Origin of the sequence: Natronomonas marina (assembly GCF_024298905.1) — an archaeon.
In the GTDB taxonomy this organism is placed as follows: Archaea; Halobacteriota; Halobacteria; order Halobacteriales; family Haloarculaceae; genus Natronomonas; species Natronomonas marina.
Window position 1 is genome coordinate 2,317,228 of the sequence record NZ_CP101154.1, and the last position, 23,591, is coordinate 2,340,818.

The 23,591-nt window shown below is 67.7% G+C and carries 24 protein-coding genes and 1 tRNA gene; 15 read left to right on the plus strand and 10 right to left on the minus strand.

Annotated elements, in window-relative coordinates; translation table 11 throughout:
* The first annotated feature begins 58 nt into the window (after positions 1–58).
* From NLF94_RS12365 to NLF94_RS12385, 5 genes are all read left to right on the plus strand, one after another.
* On the plus strand, positions 59–1,864 hold the full coding sequence (locus tag NLF94_RS12365; protein WP_254837931.1) for an ATPase, T2SS/T4P/T4SS family: 1,806 nt from the start codon (positions 59–61) through the stop codon (positions 1,862–1,864).
* Positions 1,861–3,888 carry a type II secretion system F family protein gene (locus NLF94_RS12370; protein ID WP_254837932.1) on the plus strand — a complete coding sequence of 676 codons (2,028 nt, stop codon included), beginning with the start codon at positions 1,861–1,863 and terminating at the stop codon, positions 3,886–3,888. The genes NLF94_RS12365 and NLF94_RS12370 overlap by 4 nt, the downstream gene beginning before the upstream one ends.
* A gap of 1 nt (position 3,889) precedes the next feature.
* Positions 3,890–5,446 carry an Ig-like domain-containing protein gene (locus NLF94_RS12375; RefSeq protein WP_254837933.1) on the plus strand — a complete coding sequence of 519 codons (1,557 nt, stop codon included), beginning with the start codon at positions 3,890–3,892 and terminating at the stop codon, positions 5,444–5,446.
* A gap of 129 nt (positions 5,447–5,575) precedes the next feature.
* Positions 5,576–6,187: a HalX domain-containing protein gene (locus tag NLF94_RS12380; RefSeq protein WP_254837934.1), complete on the plus strand. Its 612-nt coding sequence runs from the start codon at positions 5,576–5,578 to the stop codon at positions 6,185–6,187.
* The gene (locus NLF94_RS12385) at positions 6,184–6,774 is read left to right on the plus strand and encodes a DUF7504 family protein (RefSeq protein ID WP_254837935.1); all 591 of its coding nucleotides are present in this window, start codon (positions 6,184–6,186) and stop codon (positions 6,772–6,774) included. Before NLF94_RS12380 ends, NLF94_RS12385 begins: the two co-directional genes overlap by 4 nt.
* 18 nt (positions 6,775–6,792) lie before the next feature.
* Here the strand turns inward: NLF94_RS12385 and NLF94_RS12390 are convergent, their stop codons facing one another.
* Entirely contained in the window at positions 6,793–7,620 is an 828-nt protein-coding gene (locus NLF94_RS12390) for an HD domain-containing protein (protein ID WP_254837936.1), read from the minus strand.
* Positions 7,621–7,668: 48 nt separating this feature from the next.
* Positions 7,669–8,148, minus strand: coding sequence for a redoxin domain-containing protein (locus NLF94_RS12395; RefSeq protein WP_254837937.1), 480 nt, complete (start codon positions 8,146–8,148; stop codon positions 7,669–7,671).
* A 111-nt stretch (positions 8,149–8,259) separates the two neighbouring features.
* Between NLF94_RS12395 and NLF94_RS12400 the strand changes: the two genes are divergently transcribed.
* The 4 genes from NLF94_RS12400 to NLF94_RS12415 all read left to right on the plus strand — a co-directional run bounded on the left by NLF94_RS12400 (position 8,260) and on the right by NLF94_RS12415 (position 9,695).
* Complete coding sequence (locus NLF94_RS12400; protein WP_254837938.1) at positions 8,260–8,502, plus strand: Sec-independent protein translocase subunit TatA/TatB; 243 nt, start codon at positions 8,260–8,262, stop codon at positions 8,500–8,502.
* Positions 8,503–8,578: 76 nt separating this feature from the next.
* Complete coding sequence (locus NLF94_RS12405) at positions 8,579–8,890, plus strand: twin-arginine translocase TatA/TatE family subunit (protein ID WP_254837939.1); 312 nt, start codon at positions 8,579–8,581, stop codon at positions 8,888–8,890.
* 41 nt (positions 8,891–8,931) lie between these two features.
* Positions 8,932–9,004, plus strand: a tRNA-Arg gene (locus NLF94_RS12410).
* 421 nt (positions 9,005–9,425) lie between these two features.
* A complete protein-coding gene (locus NLF94_RS12415) occupies positions 9,426–9,695 on the plus strand; it encodes a hypothetical protein (RefSeq protein ID WP_254837940.1) in 270 nt (89 codons plus the stop codon).
* A gap of 30 nt (positions 9,696–9,725) precedes the next feature.
* Here NLF94_RS12415 and NLF94_RS12420 read toward each other — a convergent pair whose 3' ends face one another.
* The 5 genes from NLF94_RS12420 to NLF94_RS12440 form a co-directional block, all read right to left on the minus strand.
* Entirely contained in the window at positions 9,726–9,983 is a 258-nt protein-coding gene (locus tag NLF94_RS12420) for a winged helix-turn-helix domain-containing protein (protein WP_254837941.1), read from the minus strand.
* A 73-nt stretch (positions 9,984–10,056) separates the two neighbouring features.
* Positions 10,057–11,100 carry an MBL fold metallo-hydrolase gene (locus tag NLF94_RS12425; protein WP_254837942.1) on the minus strand — a complete coding sequence of 348 codons (1,044 nt, stop codon included), beginning with the start codon at positions 11,098–11,100 and terminating at the stop codon, positions 10,057–10,059.
* Positions 11,097–11,264 carry a hypothetical protein gene (locus NLF94_RS12430; RefSeq protein ID WP_254837943.1) on the minus strand — a complete coding sequence of 56 codons (168 nt, stop codon included), beginning with the start codon at positions 11,262–11,264 and terminating at the stop codon, positions 11,097–11,099. Before NLF94_RS12430 ends, NLF94_RS12425 begins: the two co-directional genes overlap by 4 nt.
* Positions 11,265–11,390: 126 nt before the next feature.
* The gene (locus NLF94_RS12435) at positions 11,391–12,161 is read right to left on the minus strand and encodes a class I SAM-dependent methyltransferase (protein WP_254837944.1); all 771 of its coding nucleotides are present in this window, start codon (positions 12,159–12,161) and stop codon (positions 11,391–11,393) included.
* A gap of 147 nt (positions 12,162–12,308) precedes the next feature.
* The gene (locus NLF94_RS12440; protein ID WP_254837945.1) at positions 12,309–12,917 is read right to left on the minus strand and encodes a VOC family protein; all 609 of its coding nucleotides are present in this window, start codon (positions 12,915–12,917) and stop codon (positions 12,309–12,311) included.
* A gap of 103 nt (positions 12,918–13,020) precedes the next feature.
* Here NLF94_RS12440 and NLF94_RS12445 point away from each other — a divergent pair, with 103 nt between their 5' ends.
* Complete coding sequence (locus NLF94_RS12445) at positions 13,021–13,917, plus strand: haloalkane dehalogenase (RefSeq protein ID WP_254837946.1); 897 nt, start codon at positions 13,021–13,023, stop codon at positions 13,915–13,917.
* On the opposite strand, the gene NLF94_RS12450 is transcribed toward NLF94_RS12445, so the two are convergent.
* From NLF94_RS12450 to NLF94_RS12460, 3 genes are all read right to left on the minus strand, one after another.
* The gene (locus tag NLF94_RS12450) at positions 13,914–14,501 is read right to left on the minus strand and encodes a uracil-DNA glycosylase family protein (RefSeq protein WP_254837947.1); all 588 of its coding nucleotides are present in this window, start codon (positions 14,499–14,501) and stop codon (positions 13,914–13,916) included. The two genes, NLF94_RS12445 and NLF94_RS12450, sit on opposite strands and share 4 nt — an antisense overlap.
* A 39-nt stretch (positions 14,502–14,540) precedes the next feature.
* Positions 14,541–15,029, minus strand: coding sequence for a halocyanin domain-containing protein (locus NLF94_RS12455; RefSeq protein WP_254837948.1), 489 nt, complete (start codon positions 15,027–15,029; stop codon positions 14,541–14,543).
* 136 nt (positions 15,030–15,165) lie between these two features.
* Positions 15,166–17,238: an LVIVD repeat-containing protein gene (locus NLF94_RS12460; RefSeq protein WP_254837949.1), complete on the minus strand. Its 2,073-nt coding sequence runs from the start codon at positions 17,236–17,238 to the stop codon at positions 15,166–15,168.
* Positions 17,239–17,375: 137 nt separating this feature from the next.
* Here NLF94_RS12460 and NLF94_RS12465 point away from each other — a divergent pair, with 137 nt between their 5' ends.
* From NLF94_RS12465 to NLF94_RS12485, 5 genes are all read left to right on the plus strand, one after another.
* Positions 17,376–18,914 (plus strand): cryptochrome/photolyase family protein, encoded by a 1,539-nt coding sequence (locus NLF94_RS12465; RefSeq protein WP_254837950.1) that lies wholly within the window; start codon positions 17,376–17,378, stop codon positions 18,912–18,914.
* A gap of 50 nt (positions 18,915–18,964) precedes the next feature.
* Entirely contained in the window at positions 18,965–20,245 is a 1,281-nt protein-coding gene (locus NLF94_RS12470) for a Single-stranded DNA binding protein (RefSeq protein ID WP_254837951.1), read from the plus strand.
* Positions 20,242–21,801, plus strand: coding sequence for an RPA family protein (locus tag NLF94_RS12475; RefSeq protein WP_254837952.1), 1,560 nt, complete (start codon positions 20,242–20,244; stop codon positions 21,799–21,801). Before NLF94_RS12470 ends, NLF94_RS12475 begins: the two co-directional genes overlap by 4 nt.
* The gene (locus NLF94_RS12480; protein ID WP_254837953.1) at positions 21,802–22,536 is read left to right on the plus strand and encodes a metallophosphoesterase; all 735 of its coding nucleotides are present in this window, start codon (positions 21,802–21,804) and stop codon (positions 22,534–22,536) included.
* Positions 22,537–22,833: 297 nt separating this feature from the next.
* Positions 22,834–23,550, plus strand: coding sequence for a bacterio-opsin activator domain-containing protein (locus NLF94_RS12485; RefSeq protein ID WP_254837954.1), 717 nt, complete (start codon positions 22,834–22,836; stop codon positions 23,548–23,550).
* Positions 23,551–23,591: the final 41 nt, after the last annotated feature.

Here is a 23,591-nt window from a genome sequence, read left to right on the forward strand (position 1 = left end):
ATATAGTACGGCTGTGGAAGATGCAACGGACCCACGCTTTCCGACGGGGAGGATTCTCATGAGCAGCGACAGCGAGACCGCCGAGGGAGACGAGGAGTTCGAGTGGCAGGATTCGGACCAGGAGCGAGAGGGTCCCGACGGGTCGGACCGGGAGGCCAGTACGGACGCCGAATCGGGGGGTTCCTCGGCCACCGAGGCTGCGACGGGAGATCAACGAAAGCTCGTCTCCGACCACCCGATAAAGGGAGAGATACTCCGGGAAGTCCACGACTACTTCCGAGAGACCGACATCGACGAGACGTTTGCGAGTCGCCCCGACACCGAGTTCATCAAGGGGCGGTTCTTCGACTTCTCGTATCTCGACAACCACGAGGAGGTAGAGCGGCTCTGGGTCGACAAGCCGTACGCCTACGTCTCCATCCTCCGTCGTGACGGCGAGGACAAGCTCCGGTATCGGGTCCACGAACCACACCTCTCGGAGTTCGAGGAGTACGTCCGCGAAGACCTGGTGAAGATACTGCGCAACAGCCTCATGTACCAGGACTTAGAGGAGGGCGACGACCGCGAGGCCATCTTTGAGGAGAAGGCAAAGGAGATCATCTCCGACCACGCCGCGGCGACCATCGAAGACGGCTCGCTGCTGAAGCTGAAGTACTACCTGCTCCGTGACTTCGTCCACCTGGGTCCCATCGAGCCGATCATGCGGGACCCCAACATCGAGGACGTCTCCTGTGACGGCGTCGGCATCCCGGTCTACGTCTACCACACCGAACACCGGGACATGCCGACGAACATCACCTTCGAGAAACAGCAGTTGTCCTCCTTCGCGCTACGGTTGGCCCAGCGGGCCGGCGAGCAGGTGTCGGTTTCGGAGCCGCTGATGGACGGGACGCTCCCGGACGGCTCCCGCGTCCAGCTCACGTTCGGCTCTGACGTGGCGACCCGGGGATCGAACTTCACCATCCGGAAGTTCGCCACCATCCCCTTCACGCCGGTCGACCTCATCCAGCGCGGCACGTTCAGCACCGAGCAGATGGCGTACTTCTGGCTGGCCATCGAGAACAACCGCTCTCTCATCTTCTCGGGCGGTACCGGGTCGGGCAAGACCACCTCGATGAACGCGGTCTCGATGTTCGTGCCGGAGGACGCCAAGGTCGTCTCCATCGAGGACACCCGCGAGATCACGCTCCCGCACGACAACTGGATCCAGAGCCTCACCCGCGAGTCCATCACCTCCGAGGGCCGCGGCGAGGTCTCGATGTACGAACTCCTGCAGGCGGCGCTGCGGCAGCGCCCCGAGTACCTGCTCGTCGGGGAGATACGGACCCAGCAGAACGTCGCGTTCACCTTCTTCCAGGCCATCGGGACGGGCCACACGGCCTACACCACCATCCACGCCGAGAGCGTCGAAGGCGTCCTCAACCGCCTGGAGAACCAGCCGCTGAACGTCCCGACCCAGATGGTGCTGGAACTGGACATCATCTCCATCCAGAAGCAGACGTTCATGGACGGCGACCGGGTCCGACGGAACGACGGCGTCACGGAGATCCTGCCCGGCGGCGACGCCGAGGATTCGATCCGTGCCATCGACATCTTCGCCCGGGACGCCGACGAGGACACCATCCAGCGGGTGAACAACTCCCAGGTCCTGCAGGACATCGCCGACGACCGCGGCTGGAGCGGCCGCGAACTCGCCGAGGAACTGCGGAAGCGCCGCGAGTTCCTGCAGTACCTCGTCGACAACGACATCTCCGACTACCACGACGTCACCTCCGCCATCCACATGTTCGGTAACAACCAGGAACGGCTGCTCGAGAAGGTCGACGAGGGCACCCTCGAACCGGGGGACTTCCAAGAGGAATGAGCCAGGGTAACATCGAGGACGCGACCCCGATTCCGGACTACGAACTGGAACAGCGGTTCCCGGAACGGCACGACCTCTCCGAGGACGACCGCGAGCGCCTCCGGGACGAACACGGCCGGATACGGACGTACTTCCTCCTGAACCCCTCGGGGTTCAAGGACCTCCAGCGCTGGCTCAACCAGGCCCGCATGGGGTACACCTACGACATCTACCTCGAGCGGATCGTCGGCTACACTCTCATCGCGGCCGCCGTCGGCCTGATTCTCGGGACCGCGTTGAGCCTCCAGCTTTTCATCTTCGGCGGCTGGCAGAGCCTCGGCGTCTCGTCGGTGGCGCTGCAGGGCGGGCTGACCGTCCTGCTCATTCTCGTTTCCGTCGGGCTGTTCGCCGGCGGCGCCTTCGTGACCGGCTACTACTACCCGCTGATGCGTGCCAGCACCCGCGAGCGCCAGATCGATATCCTGCTTCCGCACGCCATCGTCTACATGTACGCGCTGAGCCACGGCGGGATGAACTCCTTCGAGGTGCTGAAGGAACTGGCGGAGGCCGAGGACGTCTACGGCGAGGTCGCCCAGGAGTTCGACGTGGTCGTCCGCGACGTCGAACTGTTCGGCAACGACCTCTTTTCGGCGCTGCGGGACGCCCGCTCCGTGACGCCCTCCGAGAACCTCGAACAGTTCATCGACGACATGATCTCCGTGCTCGACTCCGGCAGCGACTTCTCGACGTTCCTCGAGGACGAGGCCGGCACCTACATGGACCAGGCCCGCGACGAACAAGAGGGCTTTCTCGACACGCTGTCGATCCTCTCGGAGATATTCATCGTCGCCTTCGTCGCCGCGCCGCTGTTTCTCATCGTCACGCTGATGGTCATCACGCTGCTGGGCGGCGACGCACTGCTGCAGGCGTTCTTCCTCGTCTACGTCGGGCTCCCGCTGGGGATGCTGGGCTTCCTGGCCGCGGTCGACATTCTCGCAAAGCCGTACGCGGAGTCGACCGAGACCCTCGAGATCGAGCGCTCGGAGTTCCGGACCGAGTGGAGCAATCAGGTGCAGGCCGACCCGGACTACGAGGAGTACGAGGACAGAAAGAAGCGGGACGAGCGCCGTGCGAAACTGGAGAACCCGATCCAGCAGATCCGCGAGCGGAACCCGCTCCTCTCGCTGGCGCTGACCGTCCCGGTGGCGCTGCTGTGTCTCGGTGGGCTCGTCGTCAGCGGTGCGGTCCCGACATCGCTGGAGGGGCTGTTCGACGCGCCCGTCCAGGGAACGCTCGGCCTGTTCGTGGTTCCGTTCCTCGTCGTCACGGTCCCGCTCGCGGGGCTGTACGAGTCCCAGCGGCGGCGCAAGCGCTCCATTGCAAAGCGGTTCCCCGACACGCTGAACATCCTCTCCAGCGCCAACCAGATGGGCATCCGGCTCGTCGAGGCGCTGAACCTCGTCTCGCGGTGGTCCGAGGGCGCCCTGGCCGACGAACTCCGGAAGGTGCGCAACGACATCGCCTGGAACGAGGACGTCGAGCGAGCGCTCTTGGAGTTCGCAAACCGCCTGCGCGTCCCGCAGGTGACCCGGACGATGAAGCTCATCGCCAAGGGCAACCGCTCGTCGAGCAACCTCTCACAGATCATCTCCATCGCGGCGGAGGACACCCGCAACCGCTACCAGATAGAGCGCAAGCGCCGCAGCGAGATGGGCGCCTACACTGCCATCGTCGTCATCGGCTTCCTCGTGTTCCTGGCGGTCATCGTCATGCTCGACACGAGCTACCTGACGCCGATAAGTAACCTCTCGGGGACGACCGGCGAGGTCGGCGGTGAGGCTGCCCCCGGCGGCGTCGCCGGCGTCGCAAGCGTCGGCGACGTGCCGGTCGGCGTCTACCGGGCGGTGTTCCTCCACTCGGCGCTCATTCAGGGCATCGGTAGCGGACTGTTGGCCGGCAAACTCGCGGAGAACAACGTCCTCGCGGGGCTGAAGTACAGCATCGGCCTCGTGACGATCACGGCCATCGTCTTCCTGGTGATTTGATATGATAGAACGACTTCGTGCGGACGAGAGAGGTGTATCGGAAGTAATCGGGGCCATTCTGGTGTTCGGTATCCTGATTACACTACTTGCGATCCTACAGACGCAGGCGATCCCCGCTGCAAACCAGAAAGTCGAGTTCAACCACAACCAGGAACTGCAGAGCGACTTCGTCAACTTCAACACCGCGATGTCGGAGGTCGCCGTAACGGGCACGCCCAAGTCGGTGAAGATCCAGATGGGGACGACCTATCCCTCCCGACTGCTGTTCTTCAATCCCGATCCACCCGGCGGCGAGATACGTTCGGCAGGGAACGGCTCCGTCAGCATCTACAACATCAACGCAACCGACGAGCACACCAGGGACTACGTCAACGGCTCGATGACGAACCTGACGAGCCGACGGCTCGAGTACGACCCGACGTACAACGAGTACGACGAGGCCCCGGTGACGGTGCTGGAGTACGGGACTGTCTATCGGGACTTCGGTAACACGACCATCGTCGACGACGAGACCAATCTGGTCCGAGGAAACACCATCTCGCTGATGCTGCTCAACGGGAACCTCTCGCAGGGGCAGTCGACCGCGCTGTCGCTGGAAGCCCAGGCGACGAGCGCGCCGGCCCGAACGGTCACCATCGAACCCGACCAGAGCGGCCAAAACATCACGATCAACGTCCCCACAAGGCTCAACGCCTCCCAGTGGGAGGAGATGCTCGCCGACGCGGACAACGTCCGGGGCGTCGTCCAGAACGGGAGTCGCGTCGAGGTGCGGCTCAACGGAACCAAGGCGTACAACCTCCGGGTGCCACAGGTCGGGGTCGGGAACGGTGTCCCCGATCCGAACGCCACCTACGTGACGCGCTCGTCGAACCGGCAACTACAGATCGACCAGGCGAACATCCTCCCGGTCGAGGTCCGGGACAGGTACAACAACCCGGTGAGCGGTGAGTCGGTCAACATCACCGTCGACTCGGGTAGCTTCAACAGCACCGGCACGCAATCGGTGGAAGCCAACACGACCGACGACGGCCGGCCGGCCGTCAGCTACTTCGGTGGCCCGCAGGGCGTCGTCGAGGTCAACGCCAGCTACGAGGGCGACCCCGCCGACCCCTCCTACGACTTCGATCCCGAGAACGACCCCGAAGACATCAACATGCTGGTGACGTTCGATCCACGGCTGGACGACGAGAAGCCGACCCTCGATAACGTGACCGTCACCAGCAACACCTACGACGTCTGTACGACGTTCGGGGACGTCAACATCCCCGTCATCTCGGATACGATCCTGTCCTGTACGCTCACCAGTGACGCCACCACGATATCCGTGAACTACAAGGCGAGTGACACCGGCGGGTCGGGACTCGACTACATCGAACTGGGGGTCAACGACTCCAGTACCGTCCTCCTGAACAAGACCCACCAGCTCCAGGGTAGCTCCGACAGCGGGACGTTCTTCACCCCGCAGATCCGACACGACCTCGATGGGGAACCGGCCGCGGTCAACATCACCGTCTACGACCGGAACGGGAACCGAGTCAGCGAGTCGGAGGACCTGTAGCGGCAGTTCCCGAGCGTTTCACGTCAGTGAACACGGACGATCCGTCCGGGACGGATCCGTCTCCGACGACCGTATCGCACAATCCGAAGCCAAACTATACGTTCCTCCCCACAAAAAGGCCGGTAGTAGATGACGGAATCGGATCAACCGACGGTCCTCGTCGTCGAGGACGAGCAGGCTCTCATCGAGCTGTACGTCCGGTGGCTCGACGACGAGTACGACGTCCGAACGGCCAAGGGGGGTGAGGAGGCCCTCGAGCAGTTCGACGAGGCGGTCGACGTCGTGCTGCTCGACCGGCTGATGCCGGGGATGAGCGGCGACGAGGTCCTCGAGGAGGTCAGGAGTCGCTCGACGGATTGTAAGGTGGCGATGGTGACCGCGGTCGAACCCGACTTCGACGTGATCACGATGGGGTTCGACGACTACCTGACCAAGCCCGTCGAGCAGGAGACGCTCCTGGAGACCATCCGTCGGTTGCTCTCGCGGACGGAGTACGCCGACCTCGAACAGGAGCTGTACGCGCTGGTCTCGAAGCAGGCGGTGTTGCAGTCCTCCAAGCCCGAAGAGGAGCTCGAAGACAGCGAGGAGTTCGCCGAACTCGAAGAACGCATCGCCGGGATTCGGGCCAGTCTCGACGAGGCACTGCCGGACATGGAGAGCGACGAGTTCGTCGCTATGGTCCGGGACCTCGAAGGGAAGGGCGGTGACCGACCGGACGAGGGAGAGGAGGGTCGAGAGTGAGCTACCGCGTCGAAGGCTTCGACGGACCCGTGTCCTTCGACCCGGGGACGAGCCTCCTCCTGACGGGGACGTCCGCGCTGACCGACGGTCGGCTCTTCGACGCGATCGCGCCCGACGACGGGGAATCGACCATCCTCATCACGACGAACACGGGCGCCGCCCAGGTGGTCGAGGAACTGCTGGACCGCGGTGCCGATCCCGACCAGCTCGGAATCATCGACTGTACGAGCCGTGAATCGGAGGTCGAGGAGGCCCGCGTTCGGCAGTTGAGCTCGCCGGGCGATCTGACCGGCATCAGCCTGGAGTTCGCAAAGCTGCTGGACGAGGCGGACGATCCCGGCTCGGTCCGGGTCGGGTTCGCCTCGGTCTCGACGGCGCTGATGTACACCGAACAGCAGACGCTGTTTCGGTTCCTGCACGTCTTCACGGCCCGGATCAGCTCGGGCGATATGTTCGGCGTGTTCACGATGGATCCCGGGATGCACGACGAGAAGGCCTACAACACCATCCGTGCGGTGTTCGACGCCGAGGCGGAGGCCGCCGACGAGGGGCTGACCTCGCTGCGCGGGACCGGGTTCACCCAGTGATCCGGTACGCGAACCCGGTTACATCTCGATGCGTTCGACGAGGTCCTCGTCGTCGCTGTGGGTGTTGACCGCGACGATTCGGACCGCCTCCTCGATACGGGAGTCCCGGAGCTTCGCCTTCAGGAGTTCGTCGACCTGGAAGACGCCGGCGGCGTCGACCATCTCGATCTCGACCAGCACCGGCGTCCCGTCGCCGGGCTGTAACGTCACGTTCCGGATGGCCTGACTCGAGATGGTGTTGATGCCGCGGCCGCCCTTCTCGTAGGGGATGCGGGAGCGGCCCCGCTCCATGTCCAGCGCGTCGGCGACGCGGACGACGCCGGCCTCGTGGGTGAGCGGCTTCTCGGGGGTGTGGTGACAGAGGATGGCGTGCAGCACCTCCCCCTTCAGGCGGACCGTCTCGCCGATGTCGTAGAAGCCGAGTTCGGGAAGTATCCGGTCGAGGATGTCCGCGGCCAGCGGGATCGAGTAGTAGGGGTGGTCGTCGCGGTGGACGACGTGGCCGATGTCGTGCAGCGTCGCCGCGAGCGCGACGATGACGGGTTCGTCGGCCTCGTCGAGGCCCTGGTCGTGTGCGCCGTTGAACTCGACGCCGCCGCGCTTGAGCAGTTCGTAGAGCCGCAGCGCCCGGTTGCGGACGATCTCGATGTGCTTCGTGCCGTGGTCGTTGTACCCCTTCCGGGTGACCGGGTTGACGTTCTGGGCGTCGAGGTACGCGGCGATCTCGGTGTCCGACCGGATGGTCTCGAGGACGGCGTTGAGCCGTTCGTCGGGGAAGGCGTGTTCCGCGTCGGGGTCGTAGACCCACGACCCGTCGACGCTTTCGGTTCTGTCGGCGTCGCTCATACCCGTCGGACGCCGGGCACGGAGAAAAAACGTCCGGCCCCACCGCGGTCAGGCGTCGGCCGCGGCCTCGACGACCTCGTCGTAGTCGGGTTCGACGCCGGGGTCGTCGCCGACCCACGCGTAGGTGACGGTCCCGTCTTCGTCGACGACGAAGACGGCGCGCTCGGCGACGCCCTCGATGTCCAGCGCCTCGAAGTCCATCCGGACATCGTAGGCGTCGAGGAGTTCCTTCTCGGTGTCGCCGACGAGCGGGAAGTTCAGGTCGTGCTGGTCGGCGAACTCCTGTAGCGAGAAGGGCGAGTCGATGCTGACGCCGTAGAGGTCGGCGCCCGCAGCCTCCAGTTCGTCCAGGCGGTCGCGGAACGTCACCATCTCGCCGGTACAGACGCTCGTGAACGCACCGGGGAAGAAGGCGAGGACGGTCGGCCCGTCCGCGAGCGTCTCCGAGAGGGAGACGGCCTCGATGTCGCCGTTCGGTTTCGCTGCCGGGGCGGTAAAGTCGGGTGCGTCGTCGCCTTTTTCGACCATATCGGTACGTGCGGTTCCGCCGGTTTGAAACTGGCCGTTTCCGACGCCAGCGGGGAGTCGGCAACCGGTGGACGGCGAAAGGCCTACAAGTAGCCGCGCGAACGGAGAGGTATGACACTGCCACTGTTCATCGGCGGGCTCGGTCCGCTGGAGTTGGGGGCCATCGCGCTCGTGTTGATACTGCTCTTCGGCGCAAGTAAGCTGCCGGAACTCGCCCGGTCGATGGGGTCGGCCACCGGCGAGTTCAAGAAGGGCCGCCAGGAGGTCGAGGAGGAACTCGAGAGCATGCAGGAGGAACCGAGTGACGGCGAAGAGGTCACCACGGAGACGGAAGCGGAAGGCTCCAACGCCTGACCCAGGTACTGCCGCCTTTTTTGATTCCCGGGGGAGGAAAAAGCCTATAATCGACAGTGGGCTAGCCACGGGTACGATGGTAGACCCACTCCCACTGCAGTTGGGCATCCCCGGCGGACCGGAGCTGCTGGTCATTCTGCTGATCGCGGTGCTCCTGTTCGGCGCGAACAAGATACCGAAACTGGCCCGCTCGACCGGCGAGGCGATGGGCGAGTTCCAGAAGGGCCGCGAGGAGGTCGAACAGGAGCTTCAGGAGATGAAGGAAGGCCCCTCGACCGACTCGGGGACGAGCGTCGACACCGGAACCACGACCGACGCCGGCACCGAGGCCGACCAGGAGTTCGAGATCTCCGACGCCGAGACGTCCGAGGAAACCGAACAGAACTGAACGGACCGACCGGCCGGTTCCCCACTTCTACAGCCATCGCTGGGCATGTGGCCTAGTGGACAGGGCGAGAGGTTCCTAACCTCTAGACCGCGGGTTCGAATCCCGCCATGCCCGCTCGCCTCACTTCGTTCGGCTCGCGCGCATGGCGACCCTCGCGAACCCTGCGGGTTCGCTCGGTCCCGCCATGCCCGTGCAACGAGGAGCGAAGCGACGAGTGAAGCGGAACGGGATTCGAACCCTGCAAGACGCAGCGCCGAGTGGAGCGAGGCGACCGTCTTGCTCCGGCTCGAATCCCGAGAGACGCCCACGGCGTCTCTCGACCCTCGCGAACCCTGCGGGTTCGCTCGGTCCCGCCATGCCCTTCGAGGCGCGAACGGAGTGAGCGCCTCGAAAGGACGAACGGCGAGCGAAGCGAGTCGTGAGTCTGCCTCGGCGAAGTGAACAGTGGGCACAGCGAGCCACCAGTCCGGCTCGACGAACCGAACGACACCGGCCGAGCGGCGCCCTTTTGCTCTCGCGAACCGAGCCGGCGACCATGGGACGGCCGAACCTGGCTGACGTACGGACACTCGCGGGCCGGCGGGTCCGGCTCGTCGTTCCGAAGCCGCGGGAGAACCAGCGGCTGGTCGGGACCGTCGTCGTCGACGACGACGGCGTCGGCCTTCGCATCGAGGAGGGGGGAGCCGACCGGTTCGGGACGGTCCGGCTCCGGGAGCGCGAACGCGACGGGGTCCTGCAGGCCTACCTGTCCGACGGGACGCTGGTGGGGCGGGTTACACGACTCTCGACGCTCGAAGCGGAGTAGCGAAGAAGACGGCGGGAGAAGGGCCGCCGTTCACGCGGCCGCCGAGGCGGGGTCGGCATCGGCCGACACCGCCGTGTACATCGACTTGCGGGCGTCCATGAGGTAGGCGGACTCCTCGACGACCCCCGCGTCCTGCAGCTTGCCGAGGGCGTGCCGGACGGTTCGCTGGGGCAGCAGCGACTCCTCGGCCAGCTGTGATTGCGTCAGCGAGCCCTCGTACTCCAGGGTCTTGTAGACCAGCTTCGCGCTCGGAGGCAGATCCGCCACCGCGGCCTCGGGGTCGTTCATACCCGTATCCAACGGCGGCGGTCGCTTAACCCTCGGTCGGTCGTGTACGGCGCGCGCACAGGCGGAGCTGGAACTACCGTCCGGGCTGTGCCGTCGGTGACAGCGCAGCCGACACGTCGGGAAACAGCGACGCCAGTTCCGGGTCGGACTCGAGCAGTTCGAACCGACGGCCGTCGCGGGCGACGATGCCGGCCGCTTCGAGGTGCTCGAGGTGAGCGAACGACTCTCCGGGACCGTGGAGGACGTGGATGGCCGACAGCGACCCGAACAACTCGGCGCTGACCTCCCAGGGCGTCGCCGGGCCGTCGACGAGGACGTCGACGACGCGCTCGGTTCGCTCGCGGTGGTGGACGACGATGTCGGCCGCCCGCCCTGGCGGGTCGACGATCGGGCCGCGGTGGCCCGGCCACGCGCGGGTGTATCCGCGCTCGACGGCGGCGGCGAGAGTGTCGAGGTACTTCGCTAGGGCGTCCTCGACCCGTGTATCGGCGCCGCCGACGTTCGGCGTGTAGTACGGGAGAATGGCGTCCCCGCTGAACAGTTCCTCGCCGTCGCGGCCGTCGAACGCGAAACCCGTCATGCCCGCGGCGTGGCCCGGCATGTGCACTGCCTCGAGTACGACGCTGCCGAGGTCGAACGTCTCGCCGTCCTCGAAGGTCGTCACCTCGGGCGGATCGCCGTCGACACCGGCGGTACCGCCGACGAACGACAGCAGTTCCTCTTGTTTGTCCTCCGGCATCCCCCACTCGTCGATGACGCTCCTGAGGCGCTCCTCGGCGGCCACCATCGCTTCGTCCGTCTGTGCGACGAGCGGCGCGTCGGCGGTGTGGACGTAGACCTCACAGCCGCTTTCGGCCTGAATCTCGCCGGCCAGTCCGGTGTGGTCGGGATGGTGGTGGGTCAAAAGCACCTGTTCGATGTCGGCGAACTCGACGCCGTGATCGGCCAGCCCGTCCCGGAGTTGCTCGCGGGTCGACGGGGTGGCGACGCCGGTGTCGACGAGCGTCGTCGTCGCTCCCGACTCGGTGCCGAGCACGTAGCTGTTGTTGTTCCCCTCGAAGGCCCGGTTGTCCAGCGAGACGATTCCGAGATCGAACCCGAGACCGGGATCGGTCATTCGGCTCCTCCGCCGGCGTTTCCGGGCGAGAGCGTTCGTTCCCCGAACGTGGCTACGGCGCCCCGGCATCTCCCGACGAACGCCCTTGCTTCGAACGCATCGACGACAGACCGCCCCCCGACGACATCCCCGAACCTCGCGTGGAACCGCGAATCGATTCGCATACCTGTCGTGGGTACCCCCGGGCTCAAAACCTTTCGTTCGCGGCGAGACGCCGGCGCCACGAGCCAGTCGACCCCACCCTGTCGAGAGAGCATCCTTTTTGATGTCCCGACCGTGCGGTGTCCCTCTCAGGCGGCGACCGCGCAAAAGCGGACGCTGCCCGGCACCTTCCACAGCAGGTCGGGCAACGCCTCGTCGTCGGGGTCGCCGTGCTCGGCGCGGTGGTGTCTGGTCTCCAGCAGCCGTCGGACCTCGAAGCCGGCCCCCACGAGCGCGTCGTGGAGGTCCCCGACCGTCCGGTCGAAGACCACCATCTCGGCGTCGTAGGACTCGTCTATCGTTATCGTTCGCCGGTCGGGACCGAGGTAGTCCCGCTCGAAGGTCCCCGTCTCGACGTCGAGAATCTCGTAGATGGGATGTGGCACGCTGACGACGAAGACGCCGCCGTCTCGGAGCACCCGCCGGGCCTCGCGGAACGCTCCCTCGAGGTCTGCTATCATCTGGTAGACCGCCTCCGAGGAGGCCACGTCGAAGGCGTCGTCGGGGAACGGCAGGTCCGTCACGTCGCCCTGGAGGAAGCGTGCGTCGACGCCGTAGTGGTCCCGCAACCGCCGGGCGTGCCGTAGCTGTTCGCCGGAGAAGTCGACCCCGACGACCGGCTCGGCGCCGAGTTCGGCGGTGCCGACGCTGCCCTGGCCGCCGCCACAGCCCAACTCGACGTACGCCTTGTCCTCGAGGGAGTCGAGCACCTCCGGCTGGCGGCCGCCGGGCGCCTCGGGGTCGAACGGCGAGGGGGCCGGCGGCGGGCCGCCCTCGGCGGTGTCGGCGTTCCACAGCGCCTGGAAGTCGTCGCTCCACTCGTTCCAGAGGTCCTGGTTCTCCCGTCGGGGGTCGGTCATCGGCGGACGGCGGTAGCTCCGACGGTGGGCGTAATAGGTCTTGTCACGCCCTGGGATGCCGTCACGAACGGGTGTCGGTCGAACTCGCGGACGACGTTACGGACGGAGCGGTCGGGCGAATCGTCTCCCGGAAGCCGCTCGCCGCCCTCAGACGCCGGCCCCGGTCGGCGCCTCGCCCTCGAACTTGGGCGTCGAGTCCAGGCCCAGTTCCTCCAGGGCGGCCTGCATGTGTTCGTCGTCGACGAAGCCGGCGCCGGCATCGACGCGCTTCTCGTGGGCCAGCGCCAGCACCTCGCCGCGCCGGTCGTCGGGGATGGCGTACTTCTCGACGACCAGTTCGACGACGAGGCCGGCGGGGTCCTGGGTGTACAGCGAGTGGAAGGCGCCGCGGTCGAACTCGTTGAAGCCGTAGCCGGCGTCGTTCAGCGCCTCCTTCGTGGCGTCGAACTCCCCGGGGGCGATGGAGAAGGCCAGGTGGTGGACGTTGCCCGGTCCGCGGTGGGGGCGGGTCGGTCGGTCGGTGCCGACGAAGAAGGTGAGGATGCGGCCGTCGCCGGTGTCGAAGAAGAGGTGGGTCAGCTCCGGCGCGTCGAGGTTGGGCTGTTCGAGAACGAGCGGCATGCCGAGCAGGTCGCGGTAGAAGGCGATGGTGCTTGCGGCGTCGCCGCCCATCACGGTCATGTGGTCGGTGCCGACCGTGTGGACCGGGCTGTCGGGCGCTTCGGCGGTGACGTCGTGCTCGGGGGTGTGCTCCATGCCCGCCGTACGGGCCGAGAACTCAAGTAGGCTTCTCTGAGCAATGTTACCCGACGGCGAGCGTTCGCCTAACAGTTATAACTCGCCGCGCGGAAGGTGGGCCGTGTCCATCGTCACCACGCCCGAGGAACGGTTCGAGGACGTCCCGGACTACGACTACCCTCACGAACGGGTCCCCGTGACCGACGACGGCGCCGAGATGGCCTACGTCGATGTTGCGGGCAGCGGCGAGGAGACGTTCCTGTTGATGCACGGCGAACCGACGTGGGGCGTCCTCTACCGGAAACTGATTCCAACCCTCGCCGAGCGCGGCCGTGTCATCGTGCCCGACATGCTCGGCCTCGGCCGCTCGGACAAGTACACCGACCCCGACGCCTACAGTTTCGACCTCCACTACGAGAGCTTCGAGACGCTGCTGTTCGACGAACTGGACCTCACCGACGTAACGCTGGTGTGTCAGGACTGGGGCGGCATCCTGGGGCTGGCGCTGGCGGGCCACCACCCCGAGCGGTTCGCCCGTCTCGTGCCGATGAACACCGGCGTCCCGGACGGCACCCAGGAGATGTCCGACGCCTGGCACCAGTTCGCGGACTTCGTCGAGAGCGTCGAGGAGTTGCCCATCGAGATGCTCGTCGAGAACGCGACGGCGACGGACCTGACCGACGAGGAACTGGCCGCCTACAGCGCCCCGTTCCCGACCGAGGAATCGAAGGCCTGCGCCCGCGTGCTTCCCTTCCTCATCCCGCAGTCGCCCGACGACGAGGGCGCGGCGACGATGCGGGCCGCGAAGGAACGGCTCGCCGAGTGGGACAAGCCCGCGTTCGTCCTGTTTTCGGACTCGGACCCCATCACGGGCAACGCCCGCGACCCGCTGCGGGAGCTCATCCCGACCGCCAAAGAGCAGCCCGACACCTGGATCGAGGGCGCGATGCACTTCCTGCAGGAGGACGCGGGCGAGGAGATAGCCGAGGAGATAGTCGCCTTCGTCGACCGGACCTAGCCCACCCGCGTGGCGACGCCCTTCGTCTGTCGGTAGTCGCCGTCGAGAATACCCTCCAGCGTCTCGACGAGCGCCGCCTCGTCGCCGTCGCTCCAGCGGGCCGGCTCCTTGACCGGCACGACAAGGAAGCCACGGCCCCGAATCTCGGTGGCGTGCAGCCGGTCGGCGTCGTGCGGTAGCTTGCGGGCCCGCGTCGTGAACTCCTCCAGGACGTACGACAGCGCCTCGTCGCCGACGGCCAGCAGGATATGGGCGTTGATGGCCCGGAGTTCGGCGTCGAGGTACCGCTCGAGGTCGGCGGGGTCGCCGGGCGACAGCCGCAGGTACGACAGATAGCAGTTCGAGAGGTCGGGCTCGTCGCTGTACGGTTCGGCCGCGAAGCCGACCGCGTGCAGAACTGCCTGCAGCCGGCGGCCGGCAACCGACCCGGTGAACGGCACCCCGGTCTCGGCGCCGCCGTGGGCCTCGGCGTCGGCGCCGACGACGTGGAAGTCGGCGTTGGCGTCCCCGTAGCCGTAGACCGCCGGCTCGCCCGGCGCCCGCATACCGAAGGGGTTCGACGTGCGGTCCGTCACTCGCTTCACGGCTCTCGATAGGTCGCCACCGTAGAAAAGCGCCGCGCGTTACTCCTCGACGACGTCGATAGCGCCCTTCATCCCCTGGGATTCGTGGGGTTCACAGACGTACAGCTGGACGCCGGTGTTGTCGAAGGACTGTTCGTAGGTGTGACCCTCCTCGCTGACGAAGTCATCGCCGCTCCTGAAGTCCGATTCCGAGCCCTCGACGCTTGCGACGTTGTGTCCGCCGCCCGCGCCGGTCCACTCCCAGGTAACCGTCGTGCTGGAACTGATGCGGACCGCGGCCGGGTCGAACGCCAGTCCGTCGCCGGCGCCGACCATGACGGTGACCCCGCTCTCGCCGGTCATGTCGGCGATGGTGCCGTCGTAGCCGTTGGCGCCGGAGAGGTGGTCGTCGATGGCCTGCGGGACGTCGCTACTGCCGTCGCCGTTGCCCCCACCGTTGCCGCCGTTGCCGGTACAGCCGGCCAGCGCGCCGACCGCGAGTGCGGCGCCGGTGCCCCGAACGAACCGTCGTCGACTGAACTCGCTCATACACCTCGATTTTGGAGCCGCGAACACATAAACGCAGTTTGAGACGTGTGAACAGGACACCGGATCGGGACCGTTCGGGCGGGGTTTCGGCCGCGACCTGGACCGCCCCGACCTGCCCGGTCTCGCGCCCGCGCCGCTACTCCTCGCGGCCGAGCAGGTCGCGGGCGCCCTCGACGATCCGGTCCCGCTGGTGGGCCGCCATGCCGACGGTGGCGGCCGCGGTGCCGGCCACGAGATTCGTGGGGGCGCCCACCACGAAGTTGGTGTCGAACGTGCCGGGGAGGGCCTGCCAGGTCTCGCCGCCGTCGGTGCTCACCTCGACGGGACCGACCCGAGCGGCGTCGCTTCCCCCGCCCACGTCGGCGAAGTACGACAGCGTGTCGCCGCCGCTGGCGGCGGCGTCGAACTCGACGTAGGTCGCGGCGCCCTCCTCGTAGGTCTCGTAGGCGTCGTCGTCGTAGGCGTCCCACGAGGCGGGCAGACGGTCCCGGACCAGCACCTCGTCGTAGCGCTCGACGAACCGGACGTCGATGTCGATGCGGTCGGTCTGGCCGCCGGTGAAGAGGCTCCCGTCGTCCGAGCGCACGGCGTCGACGACCGCGGGACCGCCGCCGTACTCGATGCCGTCGGCCTTCACCGCGTGGACGCCCTGGTTGATGTCGGAGGCGAAGGTGACGCCGTTGGACTCGACGGCCGCCCAGCAGTTCGGGACGACCTCGCTGAGTCCCTGCATCCGGGACGCCTTCGGCGTGTCGTAGACCGGCCGGGAGAAGCCCTCCTGCGTGAGGCCGAGCGTGCCGTCGTCCTCCTCGACGCCCTTGAGGTAGCGGATGCCGCCGTGGTAGTGGGACTGGTGGATCCACAGTTCGCCGTCCTGGTCGATGACGACGTCGGAGTTGTGCGGCGACAGCTGGAAGTTGCCGAACTGGATCTCCTCGGCGTCCGGGGTGTCGGTGTCCTCCTCGAGGTTCTGCCACTCCCAGGTGTCGAAGGTCTCCAGCTGTGCGACGCCGTTCTCGACGGTCAGGTCGTCGGGCACGTCCATGACCTCGGCGTCCGCCTCGTAGATGCCGGAGACGTCGACGAGGTGGATGCGGCCCGTCCGCGTGCCGTTGCTGCCTATCTCCTGGCTGGCGACGGCGACCCGTTTGGTCTCGCCGCCGGGCGTCTCGTACAGCGTCGGTGCCGGCGAGGTGAAGTGACACGCGCTCATGTCGAACTGGCCGATCTGGGTGATGTCCTCGGGGTTTGACACGTCGAGCACCTGCAGGCCCTGCCCCCAGTAGCCGAGGTAGGCGGTCGGCGTGCCGGTGACGGGGTCGTCCTGGACCTCGACGTCGTGGATGTAGGCCGTGTCGCCGGCGTACTCGCCCTGTCGGGCGTCGCCCGCGAGCGTCCAGAGGTTGACCGGCTCCAGCTGGCCCGTGGTGCGGTCGAACCGCAGGACGTACATCCCGGTGCCGTCCGGCTGGTCGTGGATGGCGAAGACGTACTCCTCCTGGCCGATGCGGTGGTGGAAGAGGTTGTGAACGCCCAGGCCGCTGACCTGGAAGGCGCCGACCGTCTCGGGGTTGCCCTTGTCGGAGACGTCGACGGCCACGACCGCGCCGGGCGCCTCGGTGAAGGAGTTGCCGTCGAGGTTCGGCGTCGGGTCGGTCGCCTCACCGTTCGGCCCGGTGGTGAAGAGCGCCGTGAGCGGCTGGGTGCCGAGGAAGACGTAGTCGCCGTCGTCGCTCACCTTCAGGTCCATCACGGCCGTTCCCGTGCTGTTGTTGCGGACGAACGACAGCACGGACATGTTGGCCGCCTCGGCCTCGGCGTCCGTCTCGGCGTCGTTGTAGGAACTGATGTCGACGATGGCCATCCCGCGGCCGGGCGTCGGGGCGTCCGAGGAGAAGAAGGAGACGTAGGCGTAGTCGCCCCGCGTCCGGATTTCCGTCTGGGCCCCGTAGTGGGGGTTCCGCGAACCGTTCGTGGTCTCGGAGCCGACGCTGCCGAGGCTGTGGTAGCCCATCACCTGTGCGCCGACCGTGTTGCCGGGCGAGTCCAGCGCGGAGGGGCTTCCGCCCTCGATTTCGCTGTCGTTGGGATGGGAGTCCCACTTCTCGTGGGCGCTCGCCGTCCCCGCCGCCCCGACCGCGACCGAGGCCCCGACCGCCTTCAGCACCGCACGCCGCGTCGTCCCGGACAGTTCAGAGGAACCTGACATGGTCTACCATCCTCGATTCACTATCCTACAAAAGCCGTTCTGACAAAACCGTCCAAGTTTGTCATTCGTTAACACGATTTGCCGCCGCGGATGGCCGCCTCGTGAGCTTTCATTGTGCTGTGGGCCCTCGTTTCGGTATGACCGTCTGGGTCCTCGGCGACCAGCTCTCCCGCGAGCACGGGCCGCTCTCGCGGACCGACGACGGCGAGCGGGTCCTGTTGATAGAGGCGACGGCCTTCGCCCGCCGCAGGCCGTACCACCCCCACAAGCTGACGCTCGTCTTCTCGGCGATGCGGCACTTCCGCGACGAACTCCGGGCCGCGGGCCGAACGGTCGAGTACCACCGCTGTGAGACGTTCGCCGAGGGGCTGGACGCCCACTTCGAGACCCACCCCGGCGACGAGTTGACGGTGATGCACCCGCCCGGCCACGGCGCCGTGGACCGGCTGACCGAGCTGGTCGAGGCCCGCGGCGGCAGCCTCTCGGTCATCGACGACGAACTGTTCGTGACGACGCCCGACCAGTGGGAGGCGTGGATGGGCGACCGCGACCCCCCGTATCGGCAGGAGACGTTCTACCGCGAGGCCCGCCGGGCGACGGGCTACCTGATGGACGGCGAGGAGCCACTCGGCGGCGAGTGGAACTACGACGACGAGAACCGGCAGTTCCCCGGCGCCGACTACGACCCGCCGGAGCCGCCGCGGTACGAACCGGACGCGCTCACCCAGCAGACCCGCGAGTGGGTCCACGAGACGTTCGCCGGTGACTACGACGACGACCCGCCGGGCGTCGGGTGGGCCGACCCCGAGCCGTTCGGCTGGCCCGTCACCCGCGAGGCGGCCGTCGACGCCCTCGACCGCTTCGTCGACGAGCGACTCGTCGAGTTCGGTCCCTACCAGGACGCCATGCTCGCCGACGAGCCCGCGATGAACCACGCGCTCTTGTCCGGCGCGATGAACCTCGGCCTGTTGCACCCCCGCGAGGTCCTCGAGACGGTCCTCGAGGCGGCGAAGAGCGACCCGGACGTGCCGCTGAACTCCGTCGAGGGGTTCGTCCGCCAGGTGCTCGGCTGGCGGGAGTTCACCCGCCACGTCTACCGCGAGGCGATGCCGGAACTGGCCGACGCGAACCAGCTCGACCAGACCGAGGCGCTGCCGGCGTTCTACTGGACGGGCGACGTCGACGCCGCCTGCCTCTCGGACGTCGTCGACGGCGTCCGCAAGCGGGGCTACTCACACCACATCGAGCGGCTGATGATTCTCGCGAACTTCGCGCTCATCTACGGCGTCGAACCGCGCCAGTTGAACGAGTGGTTCCACGCCGCCTACGTGGACGCCTACCACTGGGTGACGACGCCCAACGTCGTCGAGATGGGGTCGTACGGCGCCGGCGTCTTCGCCACCAAGCCGTACGCCGCCTCGGCGAACTACGTCGACCGGATGTCCGACTACTGTTCGGGCTGTCCGTACGCCAAGACGAAGACGACCGGCGAGGACGCCTGCCCGTTCAACGCGCTGTACTGGGACTTCCTGGACCGCAACGCCGAGGAGTTACGGTCGAACCACCGGATGGGGCTGGTCTACTCGCACCTGGACGACAAGGACGACGAGGAACTGGCGGCGATACGGGAGCGAGCCGAGGCAGTGCGGGCGATGGCCCGGCGCGGGGAGCTGTGAGCGGCCGGCGCGAACCCTTTTGACGCCGGCCGACGAACCCCGAAGCGAATATGAGTCTCGACGACGCCGCCGAGGAGCTCGCCTCCGACCTCGGCGCGGACAAACAGGAGGTCAAAGAGAAGCTAGAGACCCTGCAGTCGTACTCCGTCCCCATCGAGGAAGCCAAGCAGAGCATCCGGCGGGAGTACGGCGACTCCGGCGGTGGCGGCGGGACCGACAGCCCCCCGGAGACGGACGTCGCCGACGTCGAACCCGACATGGGCAACGTCACCGTCACGGCCCGCGTATTGACCGTCGGCAAGCGCTCCATCCGCTACGAGGGCGAAGACCAGACCATCTTCGAGGGCGAGGTTGCCGACGGGACGGGGACCATCTCCTACACCGCCTGGACGGACTTCTCGCTGTCGCCCGGCGACACCATCACCGCGGGCAACGCCGGCGTCCGCGAGTGGGAGGGCGAACCGGAACTGAACCTCGGGGAGTCGACGACCGTGACGCTGCACGACGAACCGCTGGAGGTCCCCCAGGAGGTCGGCGGCGAGCGGGACCTCATCGAGTTGCGGCCGGGCGACCGCGGCCGGACCGTCGAGGTCCAGGTACTCGAAGTCGAGTCCAAGACCATCGACGGCCGGGACGGCGAGACCGACATCCTGAGCGGCGTCGTCGGCGACGAGACGGCGCGACTGCCCTTCACCGACTGGGACCCCCACGAGGCAATCGCGGCCGGCGAGTCGGTCCGAATCGGGGACGTCTACGTCCGGGAGTTCCGCGGCGTGCCGTCGGTCAACGTCACGGAGTTCTCGACGGTCGAGCCGGTCGGCGAGGTCGACGTTAGCGACGCGGCGACCCGGATGACGGTCGGCGAGGCCGTCGCCGCCGGCGGCGTCTTCGACGTCGAGGTGGTCGGCAACGTCCTCGAGGTCCGGGACGGCTCGGGGCTCATCCAGCGGTGTCCGGACTGTGGCCGCGTCGTCCAGAACGACCAGTGCCGGAGCCACGGCGAGGTCGACCCCGAGGACGACCTCCGGGTGAAGGCCATCCTCGACGACGGCACCGACACGGTCACCGCCATCCTGGGCCGGGAGCTGACCGAGGCGATTTACGGCGGGACGCTGGAGGACGCCCTCGAGGACGCCCGCGACGCGATGGACCGGGACGTCGTCGCCGACGCCATCGCGGAGGACCTCGTCGGCGGCGAGTTCCGCGTCCGCGGCTCGCTGTCGGTCGACGAGTACGGCGCCAACCTCGACTGCGAGGCCTTCGAGGAGAGCGCCGACGACCCCGAGGCGCGCGCCCGGGAGTTCCTCGCCGACGCGGAGGTGGACGCATGAGCGGCTCCGCGCCCGGCCGCCGCGAGGTCGCCTACCGGCTGTTCGCCGCCGAGTTCGACGACGCGGAGTTCTCCTACAGCGAGAGCGACGAGGAGCGGGCGCCGAACTACGTCGTCACGCCGACCGGCGCCCGCGTCAACCGCCTCTTCGCCGTCGGCGTCCTCACGGAGGTCGACGACGTCAACCCGGAGATGGTCCGCGGCCGCGTCGTCGACCCGACGGGGGCGTTCGTCACCTACGCTGGCCAGTACCAGCCGGACGCCCTGGCGTTCCTCGAGCGGGCCGACCCCCCGACCTTCGTCGCGCTGTCGGGAAAGGCCCGGACCTTCGAGCCCGACGACGACGACGTCGTCTACTCGTCGGTCCGACCGGAGTCGGTGAACGAGGTCGACGCAGAGACGCGGGACCGCTGGGTCGTCACCGCCGCCGATCGGACCGTCGAGCGGGTCGGCGTCGTCGCCTCGGCCATCGAGGCCGATCTGGCCGGCGACCAGCTACGGGTCGCGCTGACCGAGGCGGGCGTCGATGACCGCCTCGCCGACGGCGTCGCCCTGGCGCAGGATTTCTACGACACGACGCCCGCCTACCTCGGCGCACTCCGGGAGACGGCGCTGGACGCCGCCCGCGTCGTCGCCGGCGAACTGGACGAGGTCGGACGGCTCGACGCCGCGCCGGACGAGGTCGGGGGACCGGAGGCCGCGACGGCGGCCGAACTGGCGACGCTTGACCTCTCCGGTGCGCCGTCGCCGGCGACGGCTGCCGCGGCCGCCGACGCCGGCGAGTCCTCGGATACGGATGCGGGAACGGACCCGGACGACGGAGGCGAATCCATGGAGGTCTCCGAACCCGACCGGGACGTCGAGGCCGGGTCGACCGGCGAGACATCGGAGCCAGCGACCGGGGCGGACACGGCGACGGAGCCGGAAGCGGCGGCGGAGACCGAAGCGACCGGGGAGCCGGAAACGGCGACGGCAGCGGAGACCGAGACGACCGCGGAGCCGGAGTTCTCCGAAAGCGACGCGGGTGATGGTTCGCCGGAGACGGCGTCCACGGAGCCCGAATCGGAGAGCGAGCCGACGGCGGAGTCGGCGCCCGACGAGGGCGAAGAGCCCGGCGAGTTCGAACCGGGCGAGTTCGACCTCGACGAGGAGACGAGACGGGAGGTCGAAGAGGAGTACGGGACGGAGTTCTCGACGGCCGACGAGGTCGAGGAGGCAGACATCGAGACGCCGGACCCCGAATCGGACCCGGAGGCCGTCGACGCCGAGACGGACGCCGCGGCCGAGCCCGAATCGGAGCCCGAACCGGAACCAGCCGACGGCGAGGCGGCCGAGGAGTCGGGCGAGGAATCGGCCGGCGAGGTCGACCTGGAGGACGCGGTGATGGCGGCCATGGAGCGGGTCGGGGACGACGAGGGCGCCGACCGCGAGGAACTGGTCGCCGCGGTCGTCGACGAGCACGGCGTCGACCCCGAGGCCGTCGAGGACGCCATCCAGGAGGCGCTGATGAGCGGCCGGTGTTACGAGCCCGCCGACGGGACGCTGAAGGCCATCTGAATGCTCGAACCGGTCCCCGGCGAGCCCGCCGCGGTCGCCGACTGCGGGCCGGAACGGGCGCTGGTCGTCGCCGACTACCACGCGGGCCTGGAGGTCGGCCTCCGCGCCGAGGGCGTCGAGATACGGAGCCACGCCGACGAGCGCCGCGAGAGCCTGCTGGGGCTGGTGACCGAGACTGGGGTCGACCGGGTCGTCTTCCTCGGCGACCTCGCAAACGCCATCGGCGAACCGACCGGCGAGGAACGGGTCGAACTCCGGGATCTCCTGGACGTCGTGACCGACCGCGTCCCCGTCACGGTGACGAAGGGGAACCACGACGGCGGCGTCGAGTCGGTGACCGACGGCTTCGAGGACGTCGCGGTCGTCGACGGCGAGGGGGCGCGGGTCGGCGACGTCGGCTTCTGTCACGGCCACACCTGGCCCGCCGAGACGGTCCTTTCGGCACCGACCGTCTGTACGGCCCACGAGCATCCCCTCGTGGCGCTGGAAGACGAGGTGGGCGGCCGCCGGACCGAGCGGGTCTGGCTGCGCGGCCGCCTCGACCCCGAGGGCTTCCCCGAGTACGACCACGTCGGCGACCGTCTGGTGGTCTGTCCCGCCTTCAACGACCTCTCGGGCGGAACGTTCGTCAACGAGGGCGACGACTTCCTCTCGCCGTTCCTCCCGGACGGGCTGGCAGACGGCCAGGCGTACCTGCTCGACGGGACCCGCCTCGGGCCGTACCGGACGGTCTGAGAGGAGGCGCGTCGGCCGTTCCCGACCGCCGAACCACCGACAGGCGACCGATGGACAGTTCGGGGCGCCGCCATCGCCCGGAACCCACCAGCAAAATATCATAAATAGAAATATGTGTAACGGTAGGGAGACGGACTACTACCTCGCAGACCTGCTCAAATAGATACAAAACCGCATCACACGAATTAAATCCACTCCGGAGCGTCCTCCGGGAGTCCGAATCAGTATCAATATTCAAATATTAACGGTCGGTACCGACAGCAATAAATACTCGTTGCACCACCAACGACCAACGACATGTCTATCCGACGGCAGGAGTCGACCTCCGACCCGGTCGTAGAGATAGAGCTCCTGCTGTCGGACGAGACGGTCCCCGCCATCGCCGCCTCCGAGGCAGAGGGCTGCCGGTTCGAACTCGAGGAGTTCATCCCCCGTGGCGACGACAACCACGTCGAGTACTACAGCGTCGTCGGCGGCGATCCGGGGGCCGTCGCGGAGATGGTCGCCGAACACGAGGCCCGGGAGGCGGACCTCCTCAGTCGGCGCGAGGATGCCGGCCTGCTGGAGGTGCTCGTCTCCGGCGACAGCCCGGCGATGCTGCTCGCGGAGAACGGCGCGCTTCCACGGCGGGTCACGGTCGAGGACGGCGACATGACCATCGCCGCGGAGGTCCCCTCCTCGCACGACGCCTCGGCGGCGATCGAGGCGTTCACCGACGCCTACGAGGACTCGCGGCTGCTCGCCCAGCGCCAGCAGTCGTACTTCACGCCGCTTTTCAGCCACCGGGAGTTCGAGGAGGCCATCGAGGAGGCGCTCACCGACCGCCAGCGCGAGGCACTACAGGCCGCCCACGAGGCCGGCTACTACGAGTGGCCCCGCCAGATAACCTGCCAGGAACTGGCCGACCGACTCGACGTCGCCACGCCGACCTACACCGAACACCTCCGGACCGCCGAACAGAAGCTCATCCAGTTGCTCTTCGAGGACGGCACCGTCAGCGAACCCGATGGGTAGCCACGCCGAGAGCGGGCCCCTTAATCCGCTCGCGTCCGTAC